The organism is Streptomyces sp. NPDC054770, assembly GCF_053611985.1.
The window spans coordinates 478,360-500,390 of record NZ_JBSHBL010000001.1 but is presented as its reverse complement, the minus strand read 5'-3'; the positions used below and the strand labels follow the sequence as shown (position 1 = coordinate 500,390).

The 22,031-nt window shown below is 72.8% G+C and carries 19 protein-coding genes; 8 read left to right on the top strand and 11 right to left on the bottom strand.

Annotated features, from left to right (window positions below; translation table 11 throughout):
* Window positions 1–2: 2 nt before the first annotated feature.
* Window positions 3–797, bottom strand: coding sequence for an ABC transporter ATP-binding protein (locus ACWGKQ_RS02190; RefSeq protein WP_453289935.1), 795 nt, complete (start codon window positions 795–797; stop codon window positions 3–5).
* Window positions 798–802: 5 nt separating this feature from the next.
* Window positions 803–1,042 carry a hypothetical protein gene (locus ACWGKQ_RS02185; protein ID WP_453289934.1) on the bottom strand — a complete coding sequence of 80 codons (240 nt, stop codon included), beginning with the start codon at window positions 1,040–1,042 and terminating at the stop codon, window positions 803–805.
* A 185-nt stretch (window positions 1,043–1,227) separates the two neighbouring features.
* On the opposite strand from ACWGKQ_RS02185, the gene ACWGKQ_RS02180 reads away from it, so the two are divergent.
* Together ACWGKQ_RS02180 and ACWGKQ_RS02175 are read left to right on the top strand one after the other, a co-directional pair.
* Entirely contained in the window at window positions 1,228–2,526 is a 1,299-nt protein-coding gene (locus ACWGKQ_RS02180) for a sensor histidine kinase (protein ID WP_453289933.1), read from the top strand.
* A gap of 139 nt (window positions 2,527–2,665) precedes the next feature.
* Window positions 2,666–3,334, top strand: a complete 669-nt coding sequence (locus tag ACWGKQ_RS02175; RefSeq protein ID WP_453290008.1) for a response regulator transcription factor — start codon at window positions 2,666–2,668, stop codon at window positions 3,332–3,334.
* A gap of 241 nt (window positions 3,335–3,575) precedes the next feature.
* Here the strand turns inward: ACWGKQ_RS02175 and ACWGKQ_RS02170 are convergent, their stop codons facing one another.
* A complete protein-coding gene (locus ACWGKQ_RS02170; RefSeq protein ID WP_453289932.1) occupies window positions 3,576–4,616 on the bottom strand; it encodes an NlpC/P60 family protein in 1,041 nt (346 codons plus the stop codon).
* A gap of 198 nt (window positions 4,617–4,814) precedes the next feature.
* On the opposite strand from ACWGKQ_RS02170, the gene ACWGKQ_RS02165 reads away from it, so the two are divergent.
* The gene (locus ACWGKQ_RS02165; RefSeq protein WP_453289931.1) at window positions 4,815–5,873 is read left to right on the top strand and encodes a chitinase; all 1,059 of its coding nucleotides are present in this window, start codon (window positions 4,815–4,817) and stop codon (window positions 5,871–5,873) included.
* A gap of 191 nt (window positions 5,874–6,064) precedes the next feature.
* Window positions 6,065–8,599 carry a hypothetical protein gene (locus tag ACWGKQ_RS02160; protein WP_453289930.1) on the top strand — a complete coding sequence of 845 codons (2,535 nt, stop codon included), beginning with the start codon at window positions 6,065–6,067 and terminating at the stop codon, window positions 8,597–8,599.
* A 72-nt stretch (window positions 8,600–8,671) separates the two neighbouring features.
* On the opposite strand, the gene ACWGKQ_RS02155 is transcribed toward ACWGKQ_RS02160, so the two are convergent.
* Window positions 8,672–9,844 carry a right-handed parallel beta-helix repeat-containing protein gene (locus ACWGKQ_RS02155; protein WP_453289929.1) on the bottom strand — a complete coding sequence of 391 codons (1,173 nt, stop codon included), beginning with the start codon at window positions 9,842–9,844 and terminating at the stop codon, window positions 8,672–8,674.
* A 269-nt stretch (window positions 9,845–10,113) separates the two neighbouring features.
* On the opposite strand from ACWGKQ_RS02155, the gene ACWGKQ_RS02150 reads away from it, so the two are divergent.
* Window positions 10,114–10,968 carry an LLM class F420-dependent oxidoreductase gene (locus ACWGKQ_RS02150; protein WP_453289928.1) on the top strand — a complete coding sequence of 285 codons (855 nt, stop codon included), beginning with the start codon at window positions 10,114–10,116 and terminating at the stop codon, window positions 10,966–10,968.
* Window positions 10,969–10,978: 10 nt separating this feature from the next.
* Here the strand turns inward: ACWGKQ_RS02150 and ACWGKQ_RS02145 are convergent, their stop codons facing one another.
* The 3 genes from ACWGKQ_RS02145 to ACWGKQ_RS02135 form a co-directional block, all read right to left on the bottom strand.
* Window positions 10,979–11,590 carry a TOPRIM nucleotidyl transferase/hydrolase domain-containing protein gene (locus ACWGKQ_RS02145; protein WP_453290007.1) on the bottom strand — a complete coding sequence of 204 codons (612 nt, stop codon included), beginning with the start codon at window positions 11,588–11,590 and terminating at the stop codon, window positions 10,979–10,981.
* Window positions 11,591–11,756: 166 nt separating this feature from the next.
* Window positions 11,757–12,632, bottom strand: coding sequence for a PhzF family phenazine biosynthesis protein (locus tag ACWGKQ_RS02140; RefSeq protein ID WP_453289927.1), 876 nt, complete (start codon window positions 12,630–12,632; stop codon window positions 11,757–11,759).
* 29 nt (window positions 12,633–12,661) lie between these two features.
* Window positions 12,662–13,507 (bottom strand): TetR/AcrR family transcriptional regulator, encoded by an 846-nt coding sequence (locus ACWGKQ_RS02135; RefSeq protein ID WP_453289926.1) that lies wholly within the window; start codon window positions 13,505–13,507, stop codon window positions 12,662–12,664.
* 118 nt (window positions 13,508–13,625) lie between these two features.
* Between ACWGKQ_RS02135 and ACWGKQ_RS02130 the strand changes: the two genes are divergently transcribed.
* Window positions 13,626–14,789 (top strand): FAD-dependent oxidoreductase, encoded by a 1,164-nt coding sequence (locus ACWGKQ_RS02130; protein WP_453289925.1) that lies wholly within the window; start codon window positions 13,626–13,628, stop codon window positions 14,787–14,789.
* Window positions 14,790–15,200: 411 nt separating this feature from the next.
* Here ACWGKQ_RS02130 and ACWGKQ_RS02125 read toward each other — a convergent pair whose 3' ends face one another.
* On the bottom strand, window positions 15,201–15,770 hold the full coding sequence (locus ACWGKQ_RS02125) for a TetR/AcrR family transcriptional regulator (RefSeq protein WP_453289924.1): 570 nt from the start codon (window positions 15,768–15,770) through the stop codon (window positions 15,201–15,203).
* A 182-nt stretch (window positions 15,771–15,952) separates the two neighbouring features.
* Here ACWGKQ_RS02125 and ACWGKQ_RS02120 point away from each other — a divergent pair, with 182 nt between their 5' ends.
* Both ACWGKQ_RS02120 and ACWGKQ_RS02115 read left to right on the top strand, forming a co-directional pair.
* Entirely contained in the window at window positions 15,953–16,972 is a 1,020-nt protein-coding gene (locus ACWGKQ_RS02120; RefSeq protein WP_453289923.1) for an aldo/keto reductase, read from the top strand.
* A gap of 119 nt (window positions 16,973–17,091) precedes the next feature.
* Window positions 17,092–17,490, top strand: a complete 399-nt coding sequence (locus ACWGKQ_RS02115; protein WP_453289922.1) for a hypothetical protein — start codon at window positions 17,092–17,094, stop codon at window positions 17,488–17,490.
* A 12-nt stretch (window positions 17,491–17,502) separates the two neighbouring features.
* Here ACWGKQ_RS02115 and ACWGKQ_RS02110 read toward each other — a convergent pair whose 3' ends face one another.
* The 3 genes from ACWGKQ_RS02110 to ACWGKQ_RS02100 all read right to left on the bottom strand — a co-directional run bounded on the left by ACWGKQ_RS02110 (window position 17,503) and on the right by ACWGKQ_RS02100 (window position 22,024).
* Window positions 17,503–19,902 carry a SpoIIE family protein phosphatase gene (locus ACWGKQ_RS02110; protein ID WP_453289921.1) on the bottom strand — a complete coding sequence of 800 codons (2,400 nt, stop codon included), beginning with the start codon at window positions 19,900–19,902 and terminating at the stop codon, window positions 17,503–17,505.
* Window positions 19,903–20,072: 170 nt separating this feature from the next.
* Window positions 20,073–21,254, bottom strand: coding sequence for a sugar ABC transporter permease (locus ACWGKQ_RS02105; RefSeq protein ID WP_453289920.1), 1,182 nt, complete (start codon window positions 21,252–21,254; stop codon window positions 20,073–20,075).
* On the bottom strand, window positions 21,245–22,024 hold the full coding sequence (locus ACWGKQ_RS02100) for an ATP-binding cassette domain-containing protein (RefSeq protein WP_453289919.1): 780 nt from the start codon (window positions 22,022–22,024) through the stop codon (window positions 21,245–21,247). Before ACWGKQ_RS02100 ends, ACWGKQ_RS02105 begins: the two co-directional genes overlap by 10 nt.
* Window positions 22,025–22,031 lie beyond the last annotated feature (7 nt).

Here is a 22,031-nt window from a genome sequence, read left to right as displayed (position 1 = left end):
GGCTAACGGTCTCCCAACGCGGCGAGCCGGGCGGCCAGTTGACTCGCCTCCGGATGGTGCAGGGCTGCCACGACCCGGCCGTCGGCCATCACCAGGGCGGTGTGCGCGCGGGCCGCGGCGGCCGGGTCGTGGGTGACCATCACGACCGTCTGGCCGAGGTCGTCGACGAGGGCCCGGAGCAGGTCGAGGACCTGGTGGGCACTGCGCAGGTCGAGCGCGCCGGTCGGCTCGTCGGCGAACACCACCGCCCGGCGTGCGGCCAACGCCCTTACCAGCGCGGCGCGTTGCTGCTGGCCGCCGGAGAGTTCGGCGGGGCGGTGCTGGAGTCGGTCGGCCAGCCCGACCCGTTCGACCAGGGTGCCGATCCAGTCCCGGTCGGGACGGCGGCCGGCCAGCCGCAGCGGCAGCGTGATGTTGTCCTCGACGGAGAGGGAAGGGATCAGGTTGTAGGCCTGGAAGACGAACCCGACGCGCTCCCGTCGCAGTTCGGTGCGCCTGGTCTCGTTCAGATCGGCGATCTCCCGGCCGTCGATACGGACGCTGCCCGACGTCGGCACGTCCAGACCGGCCGCGCAGTGCATCAGCGTGCTCTTGCCGGAGCCGGAGGGGCCCATCACGGCGAGGAAGGTGCCGTGTTCCACGGTGAGCCACACGTCGTCCAGGGCCCGTACGCCGCCCGGATACGTCTTGCCGACGCCCGCCAGCGCGATGGCCGGGGCCCGCCCGGCGGTGCCGGCGTCAGCCGTGTGCGGCGGTTTCACCGACTGCGGCGGTTTCAACGACTTCAACGACTGCATCGACTTCATCGGTGGCCGCGCAGTCGGCGCACGAGCAGGGTGCCCGCGCTGAGCAGGGTCACCACTCCACAGGCCATGTTGGTCCAGGGGGCCGGACCGCCGTACGAGGTCGCCATGTCGGCGGCCGCGCTGAGCACGAGCAGGGACCAGAGCAGGGCGCGGGTGAGGTCCACGCCGCCCGTGCCGTCGTCCCGGTGGTCGGCGGGCGGTGTGCCGGTGAGGCGATAGGGGTCGGGGTGGGCCACGGGGAACCTCCTGCTGGGGCCGGCGTCCTGGGGTACGGGCACCGACGCTACGGACCGTGACCCCCCTCGGCCGATCCCGCGTACCACCGGATCGGAGGTAGCGCAGGCTGTACCTTCCGGGACTCCTGGCCGCAGCGAACTGCCGTACGCCGTAGGGTCGTCGGCGTCGAGAGGAGAGGCTGCGGATGGCTGTCACCGGCACCCGGCCGGACCACGGGCGTAAGGGCGAGGCGGCGGACGGCGGCGAGGGGGTGAAGGCCGTCGCCGGGCGGACCGTGCGGGCGGCCGGCGGCGCGCTGGCGGAGCTCGTCGGGGGGCTCGGTACGGCCGCCATGGCCCTGTTCCTGCTCCCGCTGCTCGCGGCCGCCGCGGTGACCGCGCCGCTGGGCGTCGGGCTGCTGCCGGCGCCGGTCCTGCTGCGTGCGCTGCACGCCCTGGCCGGTCGGGAACGCGAGCGGCTCAGCCGGCGCGGCCCCGAGGTCCTCGCCCCGGAGCCGGCCCCGCCGACCCGGCTGCGGCCCGCCCTCGCCGACCCCGCCACCCGGCGGGAGCTGCGCTGGCTGGCCCGGCACGGCACGGTCGGCCTGCTGCTTGGCCTGGCCGGGTTCCTGCTGCCGCTGTCCGCCGTCCGGGACACGGCGTTCCCGCTGTACTGGCGGTTCATGCCGAAGGGAGCCACCGCCACCTCCGTCGGCTTCGGTGTCGCGCACTCCTGGCCGGACGCCTTCGCCGTCTGCGCGTTCGGGATCGGCTCGATCGCCGTCGTCCTGGGCCTGACCCCCGGCATGGCCCGGCTCCAGGCGGACCCCGGACGGCGGCTGCTGGCCGCCGGACCCGACCAGGACCTCTCCCTGCGGGTCGCGGAACTCACCGCCACCCGGGCCGCCGCGCTCGACGCCCACGCCACCGAACTCCGGCGCATCGAGCGGGCGTTGCACGACGGCACGCAGAACCGGCTGGTCTCGGTCACCGTGCTGCTCGGCGCCGCACGCCGGCAGGTGGCGCGCGACCCGTCCCGCGCCGAGGAGATCCTGGAGCGCGCCCAGTCCGCCGCCGAACAGGCGCTGGCCGAACTGCGTACGGTCTCGCGGAGCATCCTGCCGCCGGTCCTGGACGACCGGGGTCTCGCCGGCGCACTCTCCGGCCTCGCCGCAGACTGCCCGGTGCCCTGCCGCATCGACGTGGACGCGCCCGAACGCTGTGCCGCCTCCGCCGAGGCGACCGCCTACTTCGTCGTCGCCGAGGCCCTGACCAACGTCGCCAAGCACAGCGGGGCCCGCTCGGTCACCGTGACCGTCCGGGCCCGGGGCGGCCGGCTGCGCCTCGCCGTCGCCGACGACGGCCGGGGCGGCGCCGAGGAGGCCGACGGCTCCGGCCTCACCGGCATCCGCCGCCGCATCGCCGCCCACGACGGCACCCTCCGCCTGACCAGCCCGCCGGGCGGCCCGACAACCCTGGAAGTGGACCTGCCCAGTGGATCGTGAAACACCAGCACACGACGGAACACAGACACCACGACGCGAGACAGCGCACGGCGTCGCACGGTTGGCCGGCGGCACTCGGCCGACCGGCGCCGCCCAGCTGACCGGAGCCGCGCAGGCGGCCGGTGACGTGCGACCGTCGCTGCGGATCGTGATCGCCGAGGACGACCCGCTGCTCCGCGAGGGGCTCGCCCTGCTGCTGCGGGCCGAGGCGATGGACGTGGTTGCCACCGCAGGGACCCCGGACGAGGCGCTGGACGCCGTGGAGGCGTATGCGCCGGATGTCGCCATCCTCGATGTCCGGATGCCGCCCACCCACACCGACGAAGGCATCCGCGCGGCCGTCGAGGCCCGGCGCCGCCACCCCGGTCTGGCCGTCCTCGTGCTGTCCGCGTACGTCGAGCAGAGCTTTGCCACCCGGCTGCTCACCGGCGGGGTCGGCGGGCTCGGCTATCTGCTCAAGGAACGGGTGGGCCGGGTCGAGGAGTTCCTGGACGCCCTGCACCGGGTGGCGGCCGGCGGTACCGCGATCGACCCCGAGGTCGTCGCCCAGCTCTTCACCCGGTCCCGCCAGGACACCCGCCTGGAACGGCTGAGCCCGCGCGAGCGCGACGTACTGGCGCTGATGGCGCAGGGCCTCGGCAACTCCGCGATCGCCGAACGGCTCGTCGTCACCGACGGCGCCGTCCACAAGCACATCAGGTCCATCTTCGCGAAGCTCGACCTGTCCCCGGCCGACCGGGTGGACCGCCGGGTGGCGGCGGTCCTGCACTACCTGGAGGACACCCGGGTGCGCAGGGCCCAGACCTAGGGGCTGTCCGGCGGATCATGCCGCAGACGCGGGGTCTGGCACGCCCTCCCCCACTGCCCTAATGGCGTGGGGGGACCCCCAGCGGCGTTGTCGTCACTCGCCGACGTCCCCCAGCCTTCGGCCGGGAGGTGCCCCCACCGCGTCGACTCCCTCCTCCGCCTTGCAGCCGGACGCACCAGACCCCGCTCACCGGCACTGAACAGTCACCGCTGCTTTCGCGACTTGATCCGCCGGACAGCCCCTAGACCCGGACGCCGAACATGAACGGGCCCCCGATGGTGGACATCGACTCGTAGCGGACGACCGTGCCGGTGCGCGGGGCGTGCAGGATCTGGCCGTTGCCCGCGTAGAGGCCCACGTGGTGCAGGTCGTTGAAGAAGAAGACCAGGTCGCCGACCTGGAGGTCCGAGGTCGAGTAGATCTTGGTGCCGATCGTCGACTGGGACTCGGAGGTGCGCGGGATGGAGACGCCGGCCTGCGCGTAGGCCCAGGAGGTCAGGCCCGAGCAGTCGAAGGAGGACGGGCCGGTGGCGCCGTAGACGTACGGGGTGCCCAGCCTGGTCTTGGCGGCGGCGAAGGCGGCGGCGGCCCTGCCGGTGGCGGAGGTGTCGTTGCCGAGGTCCACCCGATCGCTGGCGGAACGGCTCGCACGGTCCTGCTCGGCGGCGAGCGCGGCCTTCTCGGCGGCGGTCAGGCTGTTGAGCAGCTTCTGCGCCTCGGCCAGCTTGGCCTGGACTTCCTTCTTCTTCCTGCCGAGTTCGGTGCGGGTGGCGGCCAGGTCCTTGAGCTTGCCGGTCGCCTCCGCCCGCTCCTGCGCCAGTTCGCGCTGCTTGGCCTGGATCTTCTTCAGCGTCTCGACCTGCTGACTGCTCAGCTGGTCGAGCGTGGCCGCCTTGTCCAGGTAGCTGTCCGGGTCGGAGGAGAGGAACAGCTGGAGGGACGGGTCGAGGCCGCCGCTGCGGTACTGGGCGGTGGCCATGGAGCCGATGCCGTCCCGGAGTTCGTTCAGCTCGTCCTGTCCGCGTGCGACCGAGTCCTGGAGCGCGGATATCTGCTTCTGGAGCTTCTCCTGCTTCTCCTTGGCCCCGTTGAACTTCTCGGTGGCCTGCTCGGCCTCCTCGTAGAGCTTGTCGACGCGGGACTTGACCTCGCTCTTGCTCGGCTTCTCGCTGGGCGCGGCGTTGGCCGCCTGCGCGCTCAGGGCCACCGCGGCAGCGGCGGCGGAGGTGAGCACGGTGACGCGGGCACGGCCCGGCTGCTTGGCACGACGGTGGGACGCCACGGAGGCGAGCTCCTTCCGAGCAGAGGTTCGGGCAACAGACCCTAATGACTCTCTTATGGTCAGTTCAAATCTTCGCATGAAAATTCTTGGCCGGAACTGACCGGAGGGAACTGCTTCCTGACGCGACATCGAACGGAAGGGTCTGATGGTTGTAAAGAACCTTGACAGTCGATTGGTCTAGTCCAATCATGGGCGTCCATGAGACGCACTCGTGCCCTGCACGCCCTGCCCGCAACCGCCCTGTCCGCCGCGCTCGTCGCCCTCGGGGCAGGCGCCGCGCACGCCGATCCGCACACCGCCTCGCACCACGCGAAGCCCATGCCCGCCCACGTCGCGGCCCCCTACTTCGAGGCCTGGACCGGCCAGAGCCCCGCCGCGCTCGCCGCCGAGTCCGGCAACAAGTACCTCACCCTCGCCTTCCTCCAGACCCCGAACGCGGGCTCCTGCACCGCCGACTGGAACGGCGACGCCACCCAGCCCGTCGACCCGGGGACCTTCGGCGCCGACATAGCCGCCCTCCAGGCCCGCGGCGGCAACGCCATCCCCTCCTTCGGCGGCTACGCGGCCGACACCACCGGCACCGAACTGGCCGACAGCTGCACCGACGTGGACGCCATCGCCGGGGTCTACGAGAAGCTCGTCACGACGTACGGCATCAGCCGCATCGACCTCGACATCGAGGCGGACTCCCTCGCCAACACGGCCGGTATCGACCGCCGCAACAAGGCGATCGCCAAGGCCGAGCACTGGGCCGAACGCACCGGCCGCCCGCTCCAGTTCTCCTACACCCTGCCGACGACCACCAAGGGCCTGGCGGACAGCGGCCTGGCCGTCCTGCAGAACGCCGTCGCCAACCACGCGCGCGTGGACGTCGTGAACATCATGACCTTCGACTACTACGACGGCGCCGCCCACGACATGGCCACCGACACGAAGACCGCGGCCGACGGTCTGCACGCCCAGCTCCAGGCCCTCTACCCGCACAAGAGTGCCAAGTCCCTGTGGGGCAAGGTCGGGGTCACCGAGATGCCCGGCATCGACGACTTCGGCCCCGCGGAGACCTTCACCACCCAGAACGCCGCGACGGTCGAGCGCTGGGCCGTCGCCCGGGGCATCGACACCCTCTCCTTCTGGGCCCTCCAGCGCGACAACGGCGACTGCGTCGGCACCGGCGGCGCCAACGCCTGCTCCGGAATCGCCCAGGACCCCTGGTACTTCAGCCACGCCTTCGCCAGGTTCGCCGGCCCGCGCCGGTAGTCCGCGCACCGGCTCCGGGGGTTCACCGGACTCCGCCACGACCGCGTCGCCCACCGCGCCGCAGGCCGCGGGGCCGAGTCTTTGCCAGATCCTGATGAAGATCAGGTTTTCAGACAATGATTCGGCCACCGGGCCCGGTTATGGTCCGCACAGCCACCCCACATACTGATCACCCTGTTCCCCGGAGCTCCATGCGTCTCAAGCAGGTCTCGCTCTCGGCGGCGATATCCGTCGTCGCCGGGCTGACCACCGCCACCGTCGGCCTCACCGGCCCCGCCGCCTGGGCCGACAGCACGGCGTCACTGCCGCTGTCGCACTACGCGCACATGGTGGCCGACCCCGCCCACCAGCACCTCTTCTTCAGCCAGGGCGCCGGTTCGAACGGCATCCTGGTGACCGACCTGTCCGGCACCCCGGTCACCACCATCACGGACGAGCAGGGCGCCACGGGCCTCGCGCTCTCCGCCGACGGCTCGACCCTCTACGCGGCCCTCGCCGACGGCGACGCGGTCGCCGCCGTCGACACCGCGACCCTGACCGAGTCCGCCCGCTACGCGACCGGCACCGGCAGCGCGCCCGGCTCCGTCGCGGTGGCGGGCGGCAAGGTCTGGTACGGCTACGAAACGGCCGACGGCAAGGGCGCGATCGGCTCCGTCGACGCGTCCGGCACGGTGTCCACGCCCTCCCTCTCCCACTGGTCGGTCCCGCCGCTGCTGGCGGCCGGCGGCGGAGTGCTCGCCGCCGAGGAGCCGGTGGGGAGCCTCAGCCACGTGGCGACCTTCGACGTCTCCTCCGGCACGGCGACCGCCAAGGCCGACACGGACGTCTACGGCGGCACCGCGACCGGGCTCCAGGTCACCGGCGACGGTGCCAAGGTCCTGCTCGCCGCCGCCCAGCAGCCCGCCCTGGAGGTCTACCGCACCTCGGACCTGCTGAGCGGCAACTCCGCCCCCTACTACACCGGTGGCGTGGGCCCGGCCTCGCTCGCGATCGACACCGACGGCACGATCGCCTCGGCCAGTACCGCGGGCCTCTACGTCTACGTCGGCTCCGCCCTGGCCGAGAACCACGTCACCCTCCCCTCCGGCACCACCGTCGCCCCGGACGGCCTGACGTGGGGCGGCGACGGCACCACCCTCTACGCCGTCACCAAGGACTCCTCCGGTGCCTACACCCTCGACGTCCTCGGCGCCGCGAAGCTCACCGACACCACCCTCACCCTGAACCCGCCCCAGTACGCGGTCCCCACCCAGCAGTTCACCTTCACCGGCACCCTCGCCACCCGGGGCCTCCTCCCGGCCGGTGCCGCACTCCAGGTCACCCGCGACGGCGTGCCCCTGCCGGATGCCACGGTCGGCGCCGACGGCACGTTCGGCATCAGCGACACCCGGCCGGACGCGGGCACGTACACCTACCAGGTGTCGTACGCCGGAGACACCACCCACCGTCCCGCGACGGCGGACCTGAAGGTGTACGTGGCGCGGCTGCCCACGACCGTCGAGGCCCCGGAGATCGACTCGGCGAGCCCGCACTCGGTCGTCATCAAGGGCACGCTCACCGCCGAACTGGGCTTCGGCAGCTTCCCGCAGGGCACCACGATCGACGTGTCCCGCATCGACGAGGACACCCACGAGACGGTCCAGCTTCCCTCGGTGACCGTCGACCCGGCCACCGACGAGTTCACGGTGACCGACGCGCCTCAGGCGGCCGGGTGGTTCACCTACCACCTCTCCTACGCGGGTGACGCCACCCACGAGCCGAGCGCCGACGACCCGAGCCTGTCGGTCTCCGCCTACGCCCCGGCCCTCACCCTGAAGGCCCCCGCCACCGCCACCCGCGCCGCGGCCCTCTCCTTCACCGGCAAGCTCGGTGACGCGCCCTACCCCGCGGGCGAGACGGTCACCGTCACCCGCACCGACGCCGCCCACACCACCACCCCGGCGACCTGGACCGCACCCGTCGCGGCCGACGGCACCGTCACGGTCAAGGACACCCCGACCATCGGCGGCGCCGACACCTACACCGTGAGCTACCCCGGCGACGCGGCGCACCAGGCGGCCACCGCCTCGGCGATCGTCCAGGTGTCCCGCGCCAAGTCGACGGTGACCGTCACCACCGACAAGGCCACCTACGCGTACGACGGCACGGCGACCGTCACCGCCCACCTCGGCACGACGTACAACGGCCGTACGGTCTCGGTCTACGCGACCCCGGCGGGCGGCAGGAAGACGCTCCTGAAGACCGGCACGGTCGACAGCAAGGGCAACCTGAAGGCGACGTACAAGCTCACGCACAGCACCGCCTTCACGGCGTCCTTCGCGGGCGACTACCGCTTCGCCCCCGCCACGGCCACGCACTCCGCCGCCGCCCAGGTCAAGATCGCGGAGAGGCTGGGCAGTTACTACACCAGCACCACCTACAGCGGGGTCACCTACCGCGTCTACCACCACACCGTGCAGCCGCAGGTGGTCGGCACGGTGACCCCGGGCAAGTCCGGGCAGTGCATGAAGTTCCAGGCCCAGGAGTACTACAGCGGCGCTTGGCACACCATCGGCACGTCCTCCTGCTTCTCCATGGACCCGAACAGCACCGGTGTGACCCACCTGATCCTCACCCACGCGGTGAACCAGCGGTTCCGGGCGCGGACGGAGTACGTCCACAGCTCCAAGGACACGAGCAACGCGGACACCTGGGGCGGCTGGCTGTACCTGACGGTACGGAACTGAGCCCCGCGCACCACCCGCTCGGCCCGGGTGTCCACACCCTGTGGACACCCGGGCCGAATCGCGTGCCGGGGGCTACGGGTTCACGACCGACCCGCCGAAGGTGACGTTCAGCTTGCCGGAGGAGGCGAAGGACCAGCCGAGGGTGCCCGAGTAGGCGGCGCACCGGGAGCCGTTGGTGCCCGTCCAGAACTGGTTGGAGCTGTCGGCGTCGCCGACCGTCTTGTCGTTGGAGCCGGCGACGGCGAACCGGCACGAGGTGTTGGTCCGGAACACCGAAGTGCCCGTGTCGAAGGAGAAGTTGCGCTCGGCGTTGTCGATGCCGACGTTGTTCGAGACGGTCATCGTGCCGGGGTTGCTGTTGTAGGTGAACCCGTGGTGCCCGTTGCCGTAGGCGATGTCGTGCTGCACCACGTGGTTGACGGCGATGTCGTCGCCGCCGAGCTTGTAGCCGTTGCGGTCGCCGTCCCCGCTCTGACTGCCGTCGCTCAGCGTGCCGTTGCCGTAGGAGAGCGAGTACTCGATGGTGACCGGGCCGATCGCGCCGGTGTCGGTCTTCGTGTACAGGTCCCAGCCGTCGTCGATGTTGTTGTGCGAGACGTCGTACCGGAAGACGTTCCCGGTGCCGGTGGTCAGCTTGGACGCGAAGCCGTCGGCGTCCTCGCCGTCGCTGTCGGCGTTGTCGTGCGACTCGGAACTCACCACGAGGTTGTCGGCCGGCCACTGGCTGCTGGGCGTGCTGGAGGAGATCCGGCCGAGCTGGAGTCCCGTGTCGCGGTTGTACGCGGTCACGGCGCGCTCGACGACGTTGTTGCTGCCGCCCACGTAGATGCCGTTGTCGCCCGCGTGCTCGACCGTGAGGCCGTACAGGTGCCAGTAGTTCGCGTACAGCTGGATGCCCCGGTTCGACGAACTCTCGCTCTGTGCCGAGAAGTCGAGGACCGGTTTCTCGCCCGGGTAGGCGGAGAGGGTGGTGAGCGCGCCGGCGGTGCCGTTGGCGCCGGCCGGGATGGTCACGGTGGCGGAGTAGGCGTACGTCCCGCCGCGCAGGTAGATCGTGCCGCCGGCCGCGATACGGCTGATCGCCGAGGTGAGCGTGGTCGGCGCCGACTGGGTGCCGGCCGCGCTGTCGGTGCCGCCGGGCGACACGTACAGCACCGTGGACGCGGCCTGCGCGGGGCCGCCGGACAGTGCGACGAGCGTGCCGGCGAGCAGGCCGACGGCCGCGATGACTGGTCTCACGTGCATCGTTCGTCTCCGTTCGTCTCCGTGCGGGACCTTGCGGAAAGCGCTTTCCCTGCGAAGGTAGGAGGGTGACGTGGATGCGTCAACAGTCATGTATGTAAATTTGATTCATGGGTGTGATCAAGTGGAGGGTCTCGGACGGGTATTCGGAGGGGCCGTCCGGAGGGCCTGTCCGGAGGGGCCGTCCGGAGGGGCCGTCCGGAAGGGGTGCCCGGACGGAGTATTTCGACGGCGATCGGAATAGGGGTCGCGGCCCCTCGGTTGCCGCGGTCATGGATGAGATCCCGCGCAAGATCGACCTCGGCGCCTTCGGTGTGTGGCGCCACGACCGGACCGAGCCCGAACTGGCCGTCGCGCTGGAAGGCCTGGGCTACGGCACCCTCTGGCTCGGCAACGTGACCGACCCGGACCTGACCGAGGCCGAGCGGTTGCTGGACGCCACGGACCGCCTGGTGGTGGCCACCGGCATCGTGAACATCTGGTCCAACCCGGCCGACCGGATCGCCCGCTCCTACCGGCGCATCGCCGAACGCCACCCGGACCGCTTCCTGCTGGGCATCGGCGCGGGGCACCCGGAGGCGACGAAGGAGTTCGTACGGCCGTACGAGGCCCTCAACGACTACCTGGACGTCCTCGACACGGGCGGTGTCCCGGTCGCCCGCCGGGCGCTGGCCGCCCTCGGCCCCCGCGTCCTGCGCCTGGCCGGCGACCGTACGGCGGCCGCGCACCCCTACCTCGTCACCCCCGAGCACACCCGCCGGGCCCGCGACCTCCTCGGGGCCGGCCCCCTGCTCGCCCCCGAGCAGAAGGTGGTCCTGGAGACGGACCCCGCCAAGGCCCGCGCGATCGGTGACGTCACGCTCGGCCGCTACCTGGGCCTGACCAACTACGTCGGCAACCTGCGCCGCCTCGGCTTCGACGACCCCGACTTCGCGGACGGCGGCAGCGACCGCCTCTTCGACGCGCTGATCGTGCACGGCGACCCGGCCCGGGTGGCGGAAGGCGTCCGGGCCCATCTGGACGCTGGCGCCGACCACGTGGCGCTCCAGGTACTGCACACCGCCGGCACCGACCCGCTGCCGCTGTACCGGGAGCTGGCGGGCGCCTTGAAGCTGGGTGGCGAGTAGGTCCAGGGGCTCAGAGAGCCGTGAGCAGGGCGTCGAGCGGTGCGGGTACCCGGGCGGGGTCCAGGGCCTCGACGAGTACCCGGCCGTAATGGATCTTGCGGCCGGATGTCGTACCGAGGAAGCGGCGGAGCTGCTGCTGCGCGGTGCGGCCCCGCTGGGCGGGCTGGTTCAGGAAGGTGCGCAGGGGGCGGTGGTCGCCCTCGGCGTCGGCGAGTTCGGCGACCCGGGTCGGACCGAGGGCGCGGATCAGCTCGTCCTCCAGGTCGGCCACGCAGACGAAGACGCCGTCGTCCTGGGCGACACCGGCCCGCTCCAGGCCGCGGCTGTAGTAGGGGCGTTCGCGCTCGTCACAGAGCCCGGTCAGGCGCAGGCCGAGGCCGGGCGGTCCGAGGAGGCGGGCGAAACGGCCGACGTTCATCGCCCCGCCCATCGACACCACGCAGACCCCTTCGGCCGCCAGGTCCCGGCCGCGCCGGGCGGCCAGCGCCTCGACGGCCGCGAGGTCACTGGGGCCTTCGAGCAGCACGGCGACCCGGACGCCGAGGTGGCCGGCGAGTTCCCGCGCGGACGCCTCGGGACCGCCGCGGGCCCATGCGCCGACGGCCTCCAGGAAGGCCGCCATGTCCGGTGTGCGGGTTGTGCGGGGTGTGCCCGAGGCGTCTGCCGTGTCCGCCGTATCCGCCGTATCCGTCGTGTCCGCCGTCTCCGTCATGCGGCGAGTCTCCGCCCGGGACCGGCGGCGGTGCCACGGAATATCCGTGGCACCGCCGTGCTCGGGGGCCGGTGGTTCACGCGATGCGGGCTCCGGTGCCGCCGACGTGGACGCGCGGGTCGCCCGCGCGCAGGGTCACCGTGAGTTCGCCGGGGCGGCCCAGGTCGTCGCCCTGGTGGAGGGTGAGGACGGCGTCCTCGGGGACCAGGCCGAGCTCCCGGGCGTAGGCGCCGAACGCGGCGGCCGCGGCGCCGGTCGCCGGGTCCTCGACGACCCCGCCGACCGGGAAGGGGTCACGGACGTGGAAGACGGTGGCCGACTCCCGCCACACCAGCTGGACCGTGGTCAGGTCCAGGCGGTGCATCAGCGCTTCGAGGCGCGCGAAGTCGTAGGCGAGGTCCGCGAGGCGGGCGCGGGTCGCCGCCGCGAGCACGAGATGGCGGGCCCCGGCGAACGCGATGCGGGGCGGGAAGGCCGGGTCGAGATCGGCGGCCGGCCAGTCGAGCGCGGCGAGCGCCTCCGCGAGGTCGGCGCCGGTGATCTCCTCGGTGTGCGGTTCGACGCTGGTGAGCGTGGCCCGGACCGCCCCGCCCTCCTCCGTCACCGCCACCGGCACGGTTCCGGCGGGCGTCGCGAACACCAGCTCCCCGGGGCCGGTCCGCTCGGCGAGCGCGACGGCGGTCGCGATGGTGGCGTGCCCGCAGAACGACACCTCGGCCTTGGGGCTGAAGTAACGGATGGTGTACGCCCGTCCGTCCTGGCCGCCGAGACCTGCCGGGGGCGCGGTCAGGAACGCGGACTCCGAGTAGCCGAGCTCGGCGGCGATGGCGAGCATGTCGCCGTCGTCCAGTCCGGTGGCGTCCAGCACGACGCCGGCGGGGTTGCCGCCCTCGGGGGAGCCGGAGAAGGCGGTGTAGCGCAGGATCTCGGGTCGTGGCGCTGTCGTCGTCATGGTCACGGCAACGTGGGCCGGAGCGGCGGCTATTCCTGGACGCGGGCGCGGGCCGGGCGGTCCTGCCGGTGGTGGGTGGCGGTGATGCCGGCGAGGACGAGATCGATGCCGGCGAGGAACTGCTCGCGGTCGTCGTGCCCGCGTATCTGGTCCGCGACGGCCCGGGTGAACGGGTACGCGTCGGGGTCGAGTTCCTGCCACGCCGTCGACACGGTGTCGAGGAACTCGGCGCGGTCCACGCCGGGGGTGAGGGCGCGGGCGCTCGCGCTGTTCACGGCGTTCTGGCCGGCGGCGCCGAGGATGTAGTGCACCAGGGCGGAGGTCACCGTGAACCAGCTGCTCTCGGGCACGTCGAGGGCGCGGACCCGCCGGCCGATGCTTTCGAAGATCCGCGGCGTCACGGTCCCCCAGGGGCTGCGGGAGAGCTGCACGGCGAGCTGCGTCGCGAGCCACGGATGCCGCACGATCGCGTCGAACAGCCCGAGCGCCACGACCCGGATCCCGTCCTGCGGCGAGGCCGGGAGGGTCTGGAGCTCCTCCGGCGGCGGTTGCGGGGTTTCGGCGACGGACTCGATGGCTTCGGTAGTGGCCCCGGTGGCCTGGGCTGCTTCGGCTGCGGACTCGGTGGTCAGGGCGGTGGGCCCGATGGCGACCGCGGCGGCGACGACCGCGTCCGTGGCCGCGCCGAGCAGCTCGTCCTTGTTCGCCACGTGCCAGTAGATCGCCCCGGGTCCGGTGGCGAGGCGTTCGGTCAGTGCCCGGAACGTCAGCCCGCTCTCGCCGGCCGTGTCGAGCAGTTCGACGGCGGCTTCGACGATGCGCTCGCGGGAGAGCGCCTCCGTACGCCGCTGTGACCGGCGCGTCCGCGTTGCCATGGCGCCATCTTGACATGACTGGAGCGTCGTTCCAACATGGAACGGCGTTCCATACTGGAATGCCGTTCCAGAGTGCCGGCTCCACGAGTCCGGCCCCGCCACTTTCCGAGGAGTCCCCATGCGCACGCCCGTCACGATCATCGGAGCCGGACTCGGCGGCCTTACGCTCGCCCGCGTCCTGCACGTCCACGGCATCCCGGCTGCCGTCTACGAGGCGGAGGCCTCCGCGACGGCCCGCGCACAGGGCGGGATGCTCGACATCCACGAGCACAACGGCCAGCCGGCACTCCGGGAGGCAGGCCTGTACGAGGAGTTCCGCGCCCTCGTCCTGGAGGGGCGCCAGGCGACCCGGGCCCTCGCCGCCGACGGGACCGTTCTGCTCGAAGAGGCCGATGACGGCACGGGAGGCCGCCCCGAGGTGCTGCGCGGCGAGCTGCGCCGGATCCTGCTCGAATCGCTTCCGGTCGGCACCGTCCGGTGGGGCCACAAGGTCAGCGGCGTCCGCGCCCTCGGCGAGGGTCGCCACGAGGTGACGTTCGCCGACGGCACCGCCGTCACCACGAGCCTGCTGGTCGGCGCGGACGGCGCGTGGTCCCGGGTGCGGCCGTTGCTGTCCGCCGCCGTGCCCGAGTACACCGGCACCTCGTTCGTCGAGACCTATCTGTTCGACGCCGACACCCGGCACCCGGCCGCCGCGAAGGCGGTCGGCGGCGGGGCGATGTTCGCGCTCGCACCGGGGAAGGGGATCCAGGCCCACCGGGAGACCGGCGGGACCCTGCACACCTACGTGGCGCTGCGCAGGCCGCAGGAGTGGTTCGCCGACGCCGGTTTCTCCGATCCCGCCGATCCCGCCGCGGCCACTGCGGCCGCCGCGCGGACAGCGGCGGAGTTCGCCGGCTGGGCGCCCGAGCTCACCGCGCTGATCACCGACGCCGACACCGCTCCGGCGCTGCGCCCGCTGCACACCCTGCCCGCCGAGCACCGGTGGGACCGGGTGCCGGGGGTGACCCTGCTCGGCGACGCGGCCCACCTCATGATCCCGAACGGCGAAGGCGCCAACCTGGCGATGTTCGACGGCGCCGAACTCGGCAAGGCGCTCGCCGCCCGCCCCGACGACACCGAGGCCGCGCTCACCGCGTACGAGCGGGCCATGTTCGCGCGCAGCGCCGCGGAGGCCGCCGACGCCGCCGACCTCCACGAGCGCATGTTCGGCGACGACTCCCCCCACGGCCTGATCACCATGTTCACCGGAGCCGCAGCCGCAGCCGAGCGGACCGCGTGACCGCAGGTCACGGCACCGCAGGCTCCTCGCCCCGGACCTCGACCTCGACCTTGATCTTGACCTCGACCTCGACCTCGACAAGCTCGGGGGTACACCGCGCTGCCGACGCTGCCGTCGTACCCCTGAAGGCCCCTCGGAGCGCCGGAGCCTGAGACCGGTGAACTGGAACTCGCCTCCCTGTCCGAGGCGCCCCACGACCTGGTGCGAGCGCGACGCCGCCTTCCGGACGGAGCTGGCACAGTGGCACCAGCAGGCCCAGGTGGTACGCACCGGTGACGGGGACACCGCCAACACCGTGAGCGGCGGAACCCAGAGCGGCCCGGTCGTCCAGGGGCGTGACTTCTCCGGAATCACCTTCAACGCCCCCCGGCCGGAACTAGACCCCGCGGGCGCGTCCCGATTCCGGTCCCGTCACCGCAACCCGCTGACGAGAAGGCCGACCAGGCGCCGGGCGTCGTAGCGGGGGTCGTTCTCCGCGCCGATGCAGAGGTTGCCGACGCCGCGCATCAGCTCGTACGCCGTCAGGGGGGTGTGGATCTCGCCGGCCTCGGCGGCCGCGTCGAGGAGCTGGGTGCAGACGGGGACGAGGCGGTCCAGGAAGTAGGCGTGGAGGGTGTCGAAGCCCGCCTGGTCGGAGTGCAGGGCGGCGGCGAGGCCGTGCTTGGTGGCCAGGAAGTCCACGAAGAGGCCGATCCACTCGCGCAGCGCGTCGTACCGGGTCGGGGCGGTGGTCAGCAGGGTCGGACCGGCCTCCGCGCAGGCCTCCACCTGGTGCCGGTAGACCGCGATGATCAGGTCGGCGCGGGTCGGGAAGTGCCGGTAGATGGTCGCCGTGCCGACGCCCGCCCGGGCCGCGATGTCGCGCACCGGCGCCTCCACGCCGGCCGCGACGAACGCCGCCGCGGCCGCCTCCAGCAACGTCATCTCGTTGCGCCGGGCGTCCGCCCGGCGGGGCCGGGCCGGCCGCTCCTCATCCTTCATGGTCGCGATCCCTCATCGTTGCGCTCCCTTGCCGTTGCGCTCCCTTGCCGTTGCGCTCCCTCCGGCCGTCACCCTATCGGGGCGTTGTGAAACGGGACAGCGTTCCGTATCGTCGTAGACGCGAAACGGGACATCGTCCCGCTTGTGTCGTGTGACATGTTGACATGTGAGGAGACTCAGCCATGCAGTACCGCACCTTGGGCCGGACCGGCGTGCAGGTCAGCGCGCTCGGGCTCGGCGCGATGAATTTCGGGGCGATCGGGCGGACCACGCAGGAGGAGGCGACCGCGATCGTCGACGCCGCCCTGGACGCCGGGATCAATCTGATCGACACGGCCGACATGTACGGGCAGGGCGAGTCGGAGGAGATGGTCGGCGAGGCGATCGCCGGCCGCCGCGACGACATCGTGCTGGCCACCAAGGCCGGCATGCCGATGGGGGACGAGCGCAATCACCGGGGCGGCTCGCGCCGCTGGCTGGTCACCGAGCTGGAGAACAGCCTGCGGCGGCTCGGTGTCGACCACGTCGACCTCTACCAGATACACCGCTGGGACCCGGCCACGAGCGACGAGGAGACCCTGTCGGCGCTGACCGATCTGCAACGCGCGGGAAAGATCCGCCACTTCGGCTCCTCGACCTACCCGGCGTACCGGATCGTGCAGGGCCAGTGGGCCGCCCGCGAGCACCACCTGAGCCGGTACGTCACCGAACAGCCCAGCTATTCCATCCTCCAGCGGGGCGTCGAGTCCCATGTCCTGCCGGTGACCGAGGAGTACGGGATGGGCGTGCTGGCGTGGAGCCCGCTGGCCTCCGGCTGGCTGTCCGGTGCCGTGCGCAGGGACCGGGACATCACCACCAGCCGCGCCAGGCTGCTGCCCGACCGCTTCGACCTCACCCTGCCGGCCAACCAGGCCCGGCTCGACGCCGTGGAGCGGCTGGCCGCAGTCGCCGACGGGGCCGGACTGACCCTGATCCAGCTCGCCCTCGGCTTCGTGACCGCCCACCCCGCCGTCACCAGCGCCCTCATAGGACCCCGCACCCCGGAGCACCTGCGCTCCCAGCTCGCCGCCGCCGACACCGTGCTCTCCGCCGACGTCCTGGACGCGATCGACGCGATCGTCGCCCCCGGCACCGACCTGGCCGCACACGAGAAGTACGACACCCCGCCCGCCCTTCTCGACCCGGCCCTGCGCCGCCGCTGACGCCAGGCATCCCGGCCGGGTGGTCCCCGGCCCGTACTCAGGTCGCCCCGAGGGGCCCGGCCGCCGATCTGAGTACGCGCACTCTGTCCGGTGGCCGGCCCGGCCGGAACCCTGGGGTCATGCGACTTCACAAGCCCGTGTTCCGGGCGTCGGTACCGGCGTGCGTGCTCGCCGGCGTGTCGGTGGCGGCCTGGGCCGCCTGGCTGGGCTGGGACCAGGGGTACGACGTGCGGCCCGACGGGTCGACCAGCGGGCCCTACGCGGTCTGGCAGGTCGTCGGGCTGGTGCTCACCCTGCTCGTGCCCGTCTGCTGGGCGGCGGCCCGGGGACACAGCACGGCAGCCGTGGGCGGTACGACCGCGGGGCTGACCCTCGCCGCCTACGTCGACTGGTCGGGCGACGCCAGCGGGCTGTTCATGGTCGGGGTGGTGCTGGTCATGGTGGGGAGTTTCGTCGCCTCCGCCGTGGTGTCCGCCGTGACCGACACACTGCGGCGGGACCGGCCGCTCACCCGGTAGGCCACGGGTGGGTCAGGTGGGCAGGAGCTGCTCCGCCCAGATCGTCTTGCCGGTCGGGGTCTGGCGGCTGCCCCAGCGTTCCGAGATCTGGGCGACCAGGAGCAGACCCCGGCCGCCCTCGTCGTAGACGCGGGCCCGGCGCAGGTGGGGGGCGGTGTTGCTGCCGTCGGAGACCTCGCAGATGAGGGAGGCGTCGCGGATCAGGCGGAGGGCGATCGGGCCGGCGCCGTAGCGGACCGCGTTCGTGACCAGTTCGCTGACGATCAGTTCGGTGGCGAAGACGGTGTCCGTCAGCCCCCAGGCCTCCAGCTGCTCGCAGGCCATCTTGCGGGCCCCGGCGACGGCGGCCGGGTGCCGGGGGAGCTGCCAGGTGCGGACCTGCGCGGTGTCCAGGGCACGGGTGCGGGCGAGCAGGAGGACGATGTCGTCGGCCGGGCGGTCGGTCAGGACCGTGCGCAGGACGTGGTCGCAGGTCTGCTCCAGGGGTGCGGCCGGGGTGGCCAGGGCCCGGCGGAGCAGGCCGAGGCCCACCTCGATGTCGTGGTCGGCGGTCTCCACCAGGCCGTCGGTGTAGAGGGCGAGCAGGCTGCCTTCCGCCAGTTCCACCTCGGTGGACTCGAAGGGCAGGCCGCCGAGGCCGAGCGGCGGGCCGGCCGGGAGGTCGAGGAAGCGGACGTCGCCGTCGGGGGTGACCAGGGCCGGCGGCGGATGGCCGGCGCGGGCCATGGTGCAGCAGCGGGTCACCGGGTCGTACACGGCGTACAGGCAGGTCGCGCCGACCTCGCCGGACGATGCGGCCTCCGCCCGGCCGGACACCTCCGGGCCCTCCTCGCGGTCGAGCCGGATGACCAGGTCGTCCAGCTGGGTGAGGAGTTCGTCGGGGGCGAGATCGACGTCCGCCAGCGTCCGTACCGCCGTACGCAGGCGGCCCATCGTGGCCGAGGCGCGGATGCCGTGGCCTACGACGTCGCCGACGACCAGGGCGACCCGGGCGCCGGAGAGCGGGATCACGTCGAACCAGTCGCCGCCGACGTCGGCGCCGGACCCGGTGGGCAGGTAGCGGTAGGCCACCTCCGTGGCCGCCAGGCCCGGCGGCCGGCCGGGGAGCAGGCTGCGTTGCAGGGCGAGGGCGGTGCGGCGCTCGCGGGTGTAGCGGCGGGCGTTGTCCACGCTCACCGCGGCCCTGGCGACGATCTCCTCGGCGAGCCGCTGGTCGTCCTCGGTGAAGGACTCGGGGGTGCGGTGCCGGAGGAAGTGGACCAGGCCGAGGGTGACGCCGCGGGCCCGCAGCGGGACCATCAGCACCGAGTGGATCAGGTGCCGGGCGATGGAGTCGGCGCGGGCCTGGGAGGTCCTGAGCCACTCCTGCATGCCGGGGTCGCCGGGCCGGTGGCGGGTGCCGTGGCCGGCCAGCAGGGTGCACATCGGGGGCGTGTCCACCGGGTAGCGGAACGCGTCGCCGGGGTCGGCCACCGACTCCGGGCAGCCGGCCAGCACCGACCGCTGTGCCGTGCGGCGGACGGCGACCGGCTCGCCCGGTCTCAGCGGCCCGGGCTCGTCGCCGAGGTCGACGGACTCCAGCAGGTCGACGGTGACGAAGTCCGCGAAGCCGGAGACGGCCACCTCGGCCAGTTCCTCGGCGGTGCGGGTCACGTCCAGGGTGGTGCCGATGCGCATGCTGGCGTCGTTGAGGACGGCCAGATGGCGGCGGGCCCAGTACTGCTCCGTGGTGTCGAAGACGACCGCGGACAGGCCCTGCACCGCGGCGTTCTCGTCCTTCAGCGGGGAGAAGTACATCGACCAGGAGTGCTCCCGGGTCTCGCCGGGGGCCTGGCCGTGCTGTTCGTGGAAGACCGTCCGCCCGGTGCGCAGGGCCTGCCGCTGGAGGCGGTCGTACTCGTCGAAGGGCCAGCTGGGTTCGATCTCCCACAGGGTCAGGCCCCGCATCTCGGCGACGGTCCGCCCCATGATCCGGGTCATGCTCTCGTTGGCGGCGACGAGCCGGGCCTCCCGGTCGTAGATCGCCACCGGCATCGGCAGCTGGGCGAGGGTGAGGTCCCACAGAGCGCCCGCCCCGAGCTGGCCGTGTCCGGACAGGGGCACCCGTACGGCACCGGTCACCAGCCACAGCGGCCGGCCGGTGCCGATGTCCAGCGGGGCTCCCTGGAGGTGTACGACGACCCGGTCGCCGTTGCGATGCCGCAGCGCCACCTCGGTGGACCACCGCCGGCCGTCGGCGAGGTGCCGGCGCGCGGACACGGGCAGGTCGGCGGCCAGCAGCTGCCGGGTGGAGCGGCCGACGATCTCGACGGGCTCGTACCCGAGCAGCCGCCGGGCACCCGCACTCCACACCAGGACGGCCCCGTCGGCGTCGACGACGACCGCCAGGTCCTCCGGTACGCGTCCCTCCATGGTGCCTCCGGACGTGCGGGTACCTCGCCCCGTCTCCCAGGATCCCGCCATGCCGTGCTCCGCTCAACCGCCGGCCGCGGCTCCACCGCTCAACCGCCGGCCGCGGCTCCACCGCTCAACCGGCGTCCGCGGCTTTGCCGACGCCCCACCGCGGCGCACACCCCGGACGCCTAGACGCGCGCCCGTCCCGCTGCCGCCCGGCGGGCCAGGGCGTCGAAGACCACCGCGATCAGCAGCACCCCGCCGGTGATCATGAACTGGACCGCGGGCTGGACCCCCAGCAGGGCCATGCCCGAGGCGATCGACTGGATGATGAGCACGCCGAGCAGCGCCGACCAGGTCGAGCCGCGGCCGCCGAAGAGGCTGGTGCCGCCGATGACGGCGGCGGCGATGGCGTTGATCAGCAGCATGCCCGAGCCCGGCACCGTGGTCGCCGCCGTCAGCCGGGAGGCCACGAACAGGCCGCCGACCGCGGCCAGCGCGCCCGAGACGAGGAAGACGGCGACCCGTACCCGGGCCACCTCGACGCCCGCCCGCAGGGCCGCCTCGGCGCCGCCGCCCAGGGCGAGGACCTCCCGGCCGCAGGCCGTGCGGCGCAGCAGGAGGTCGGAGGCGACGAGGACGGCGAGGAAGATCAGGAGGGCGAGGGGCAGGCCCTCGAAGCGGTCCAGGACGTACGCGGCGGCGAAGGCGGTGACGGCGAGCAGGGCGGTGCGTACCCAGATCTCGGCCGCCGGGCGGCTCGGCATGCCGGCGGCGGTGCGGCGTCCGCGGTCGTGGAAGGAGACGGCGAGGTAGGCCGCCGTGCCCAGCGCCGCCAGGCCGTAGGTGGCGACGGCGGCGGCGAAGTAGCGGCCGGTGAGCATGGCGACCAGGCCGTCCCCGCTGAAGTTGATCGACCCTTCCGGGCCCAGCAGGTAGAGCATCAGGCCGTTCCAGGTCAGCAGTCCCGCGAGGGTCACGACGAACGCGGGCACGCCGGTCTTGGTGAACACGAACCCGTGGAAGGCCCCCGCGCCCGCGCCCGCGGCGACCGCGACCAGCACGGCGAGCCACTCCGGCATCCCGTGGCTCACGTTCAGCGCCGCGAACAGGGCGCCCGACAGGCCGGCCAGCGAGCCCACCGACAGGTCGATCTCGCCGATCAGCAGCACGAAGACGACCCCGACGGCGATCATCCCGGTCCCGACGATGTCCACGCTGAGCACGGACAGGTTGCGCGGCGAGAGGAAGTTCGCGTTGAGGCACTGGAACACCACCCAGATCACGGCGAGGGCGAGCAGCACCGGCGCGGGGCCCAGGCCCCCCTCGTGCAGCCGGCGGCGCGCGGTGGCGGGCGCCCTCACGACCATCTCTCCCCGGGGTCGGCGGAGGGGCGGTGCCGCCCGGAGTGGTCCGCCGCGCCCGTGACGGAGGCGATGATCTGCTCCTGGGAGGTGGTGCCCACGTCGAACAGGCCGTTGTTGCGGCCGAGGCGCAGTACGGCGACCCGGTCGGCGACGGCCTTGATGTCCCCCATGTTGTGGCTGATGAGGAGGATCCCGGTGCCCCGGTCGCGGAGCTCCTCGACGAGGTCCAGGAGCTGGTTGGTCTGTTCGATGCCCAGGGACGCGGTGGGTTCGTCCAGGAGGAGCAGCCGGGGCGCGCTCAGGAAGGACCGGGTGATCGCCACCACCTGCCGCTGGCCGCCGGAGAGGGTGGCGAGCGGTGCCCGCACGTCGGGGATGTCGATGGGCAGCGTCCGCAACAGCTCACGGGCGCGGCGCTCCATCTCGACCTCGTCGAGGATGCCGTACCGGTGGATCTCCCGGCCGAGGAAGAGGTTGCCGACGACGTCGAGGTTCCCACACATCGCGAGGTCCTGGTAGACGGTCGCGATGCCGAGGGCCCGGGCGTCGTGGGCGCGTCTGATCTGGACGGGGCGGCCCTCCCACGCGATGACGCCCCGGTCCGGGGGACCGGCCCCCGAGATCACCTTCACCAGTGTGGACTTGCCGGCCGCGTTGCCGCCGACCAGGGCGACCACCTCCCCGGCCCGGATCTCCAGGTCGACGTCCACCAGCGCCTGGACGGCGGCGAAGCGTTTGGAGACACCGTGCAGTGCCAGCAGGGGCTGGACCACGGGGCCA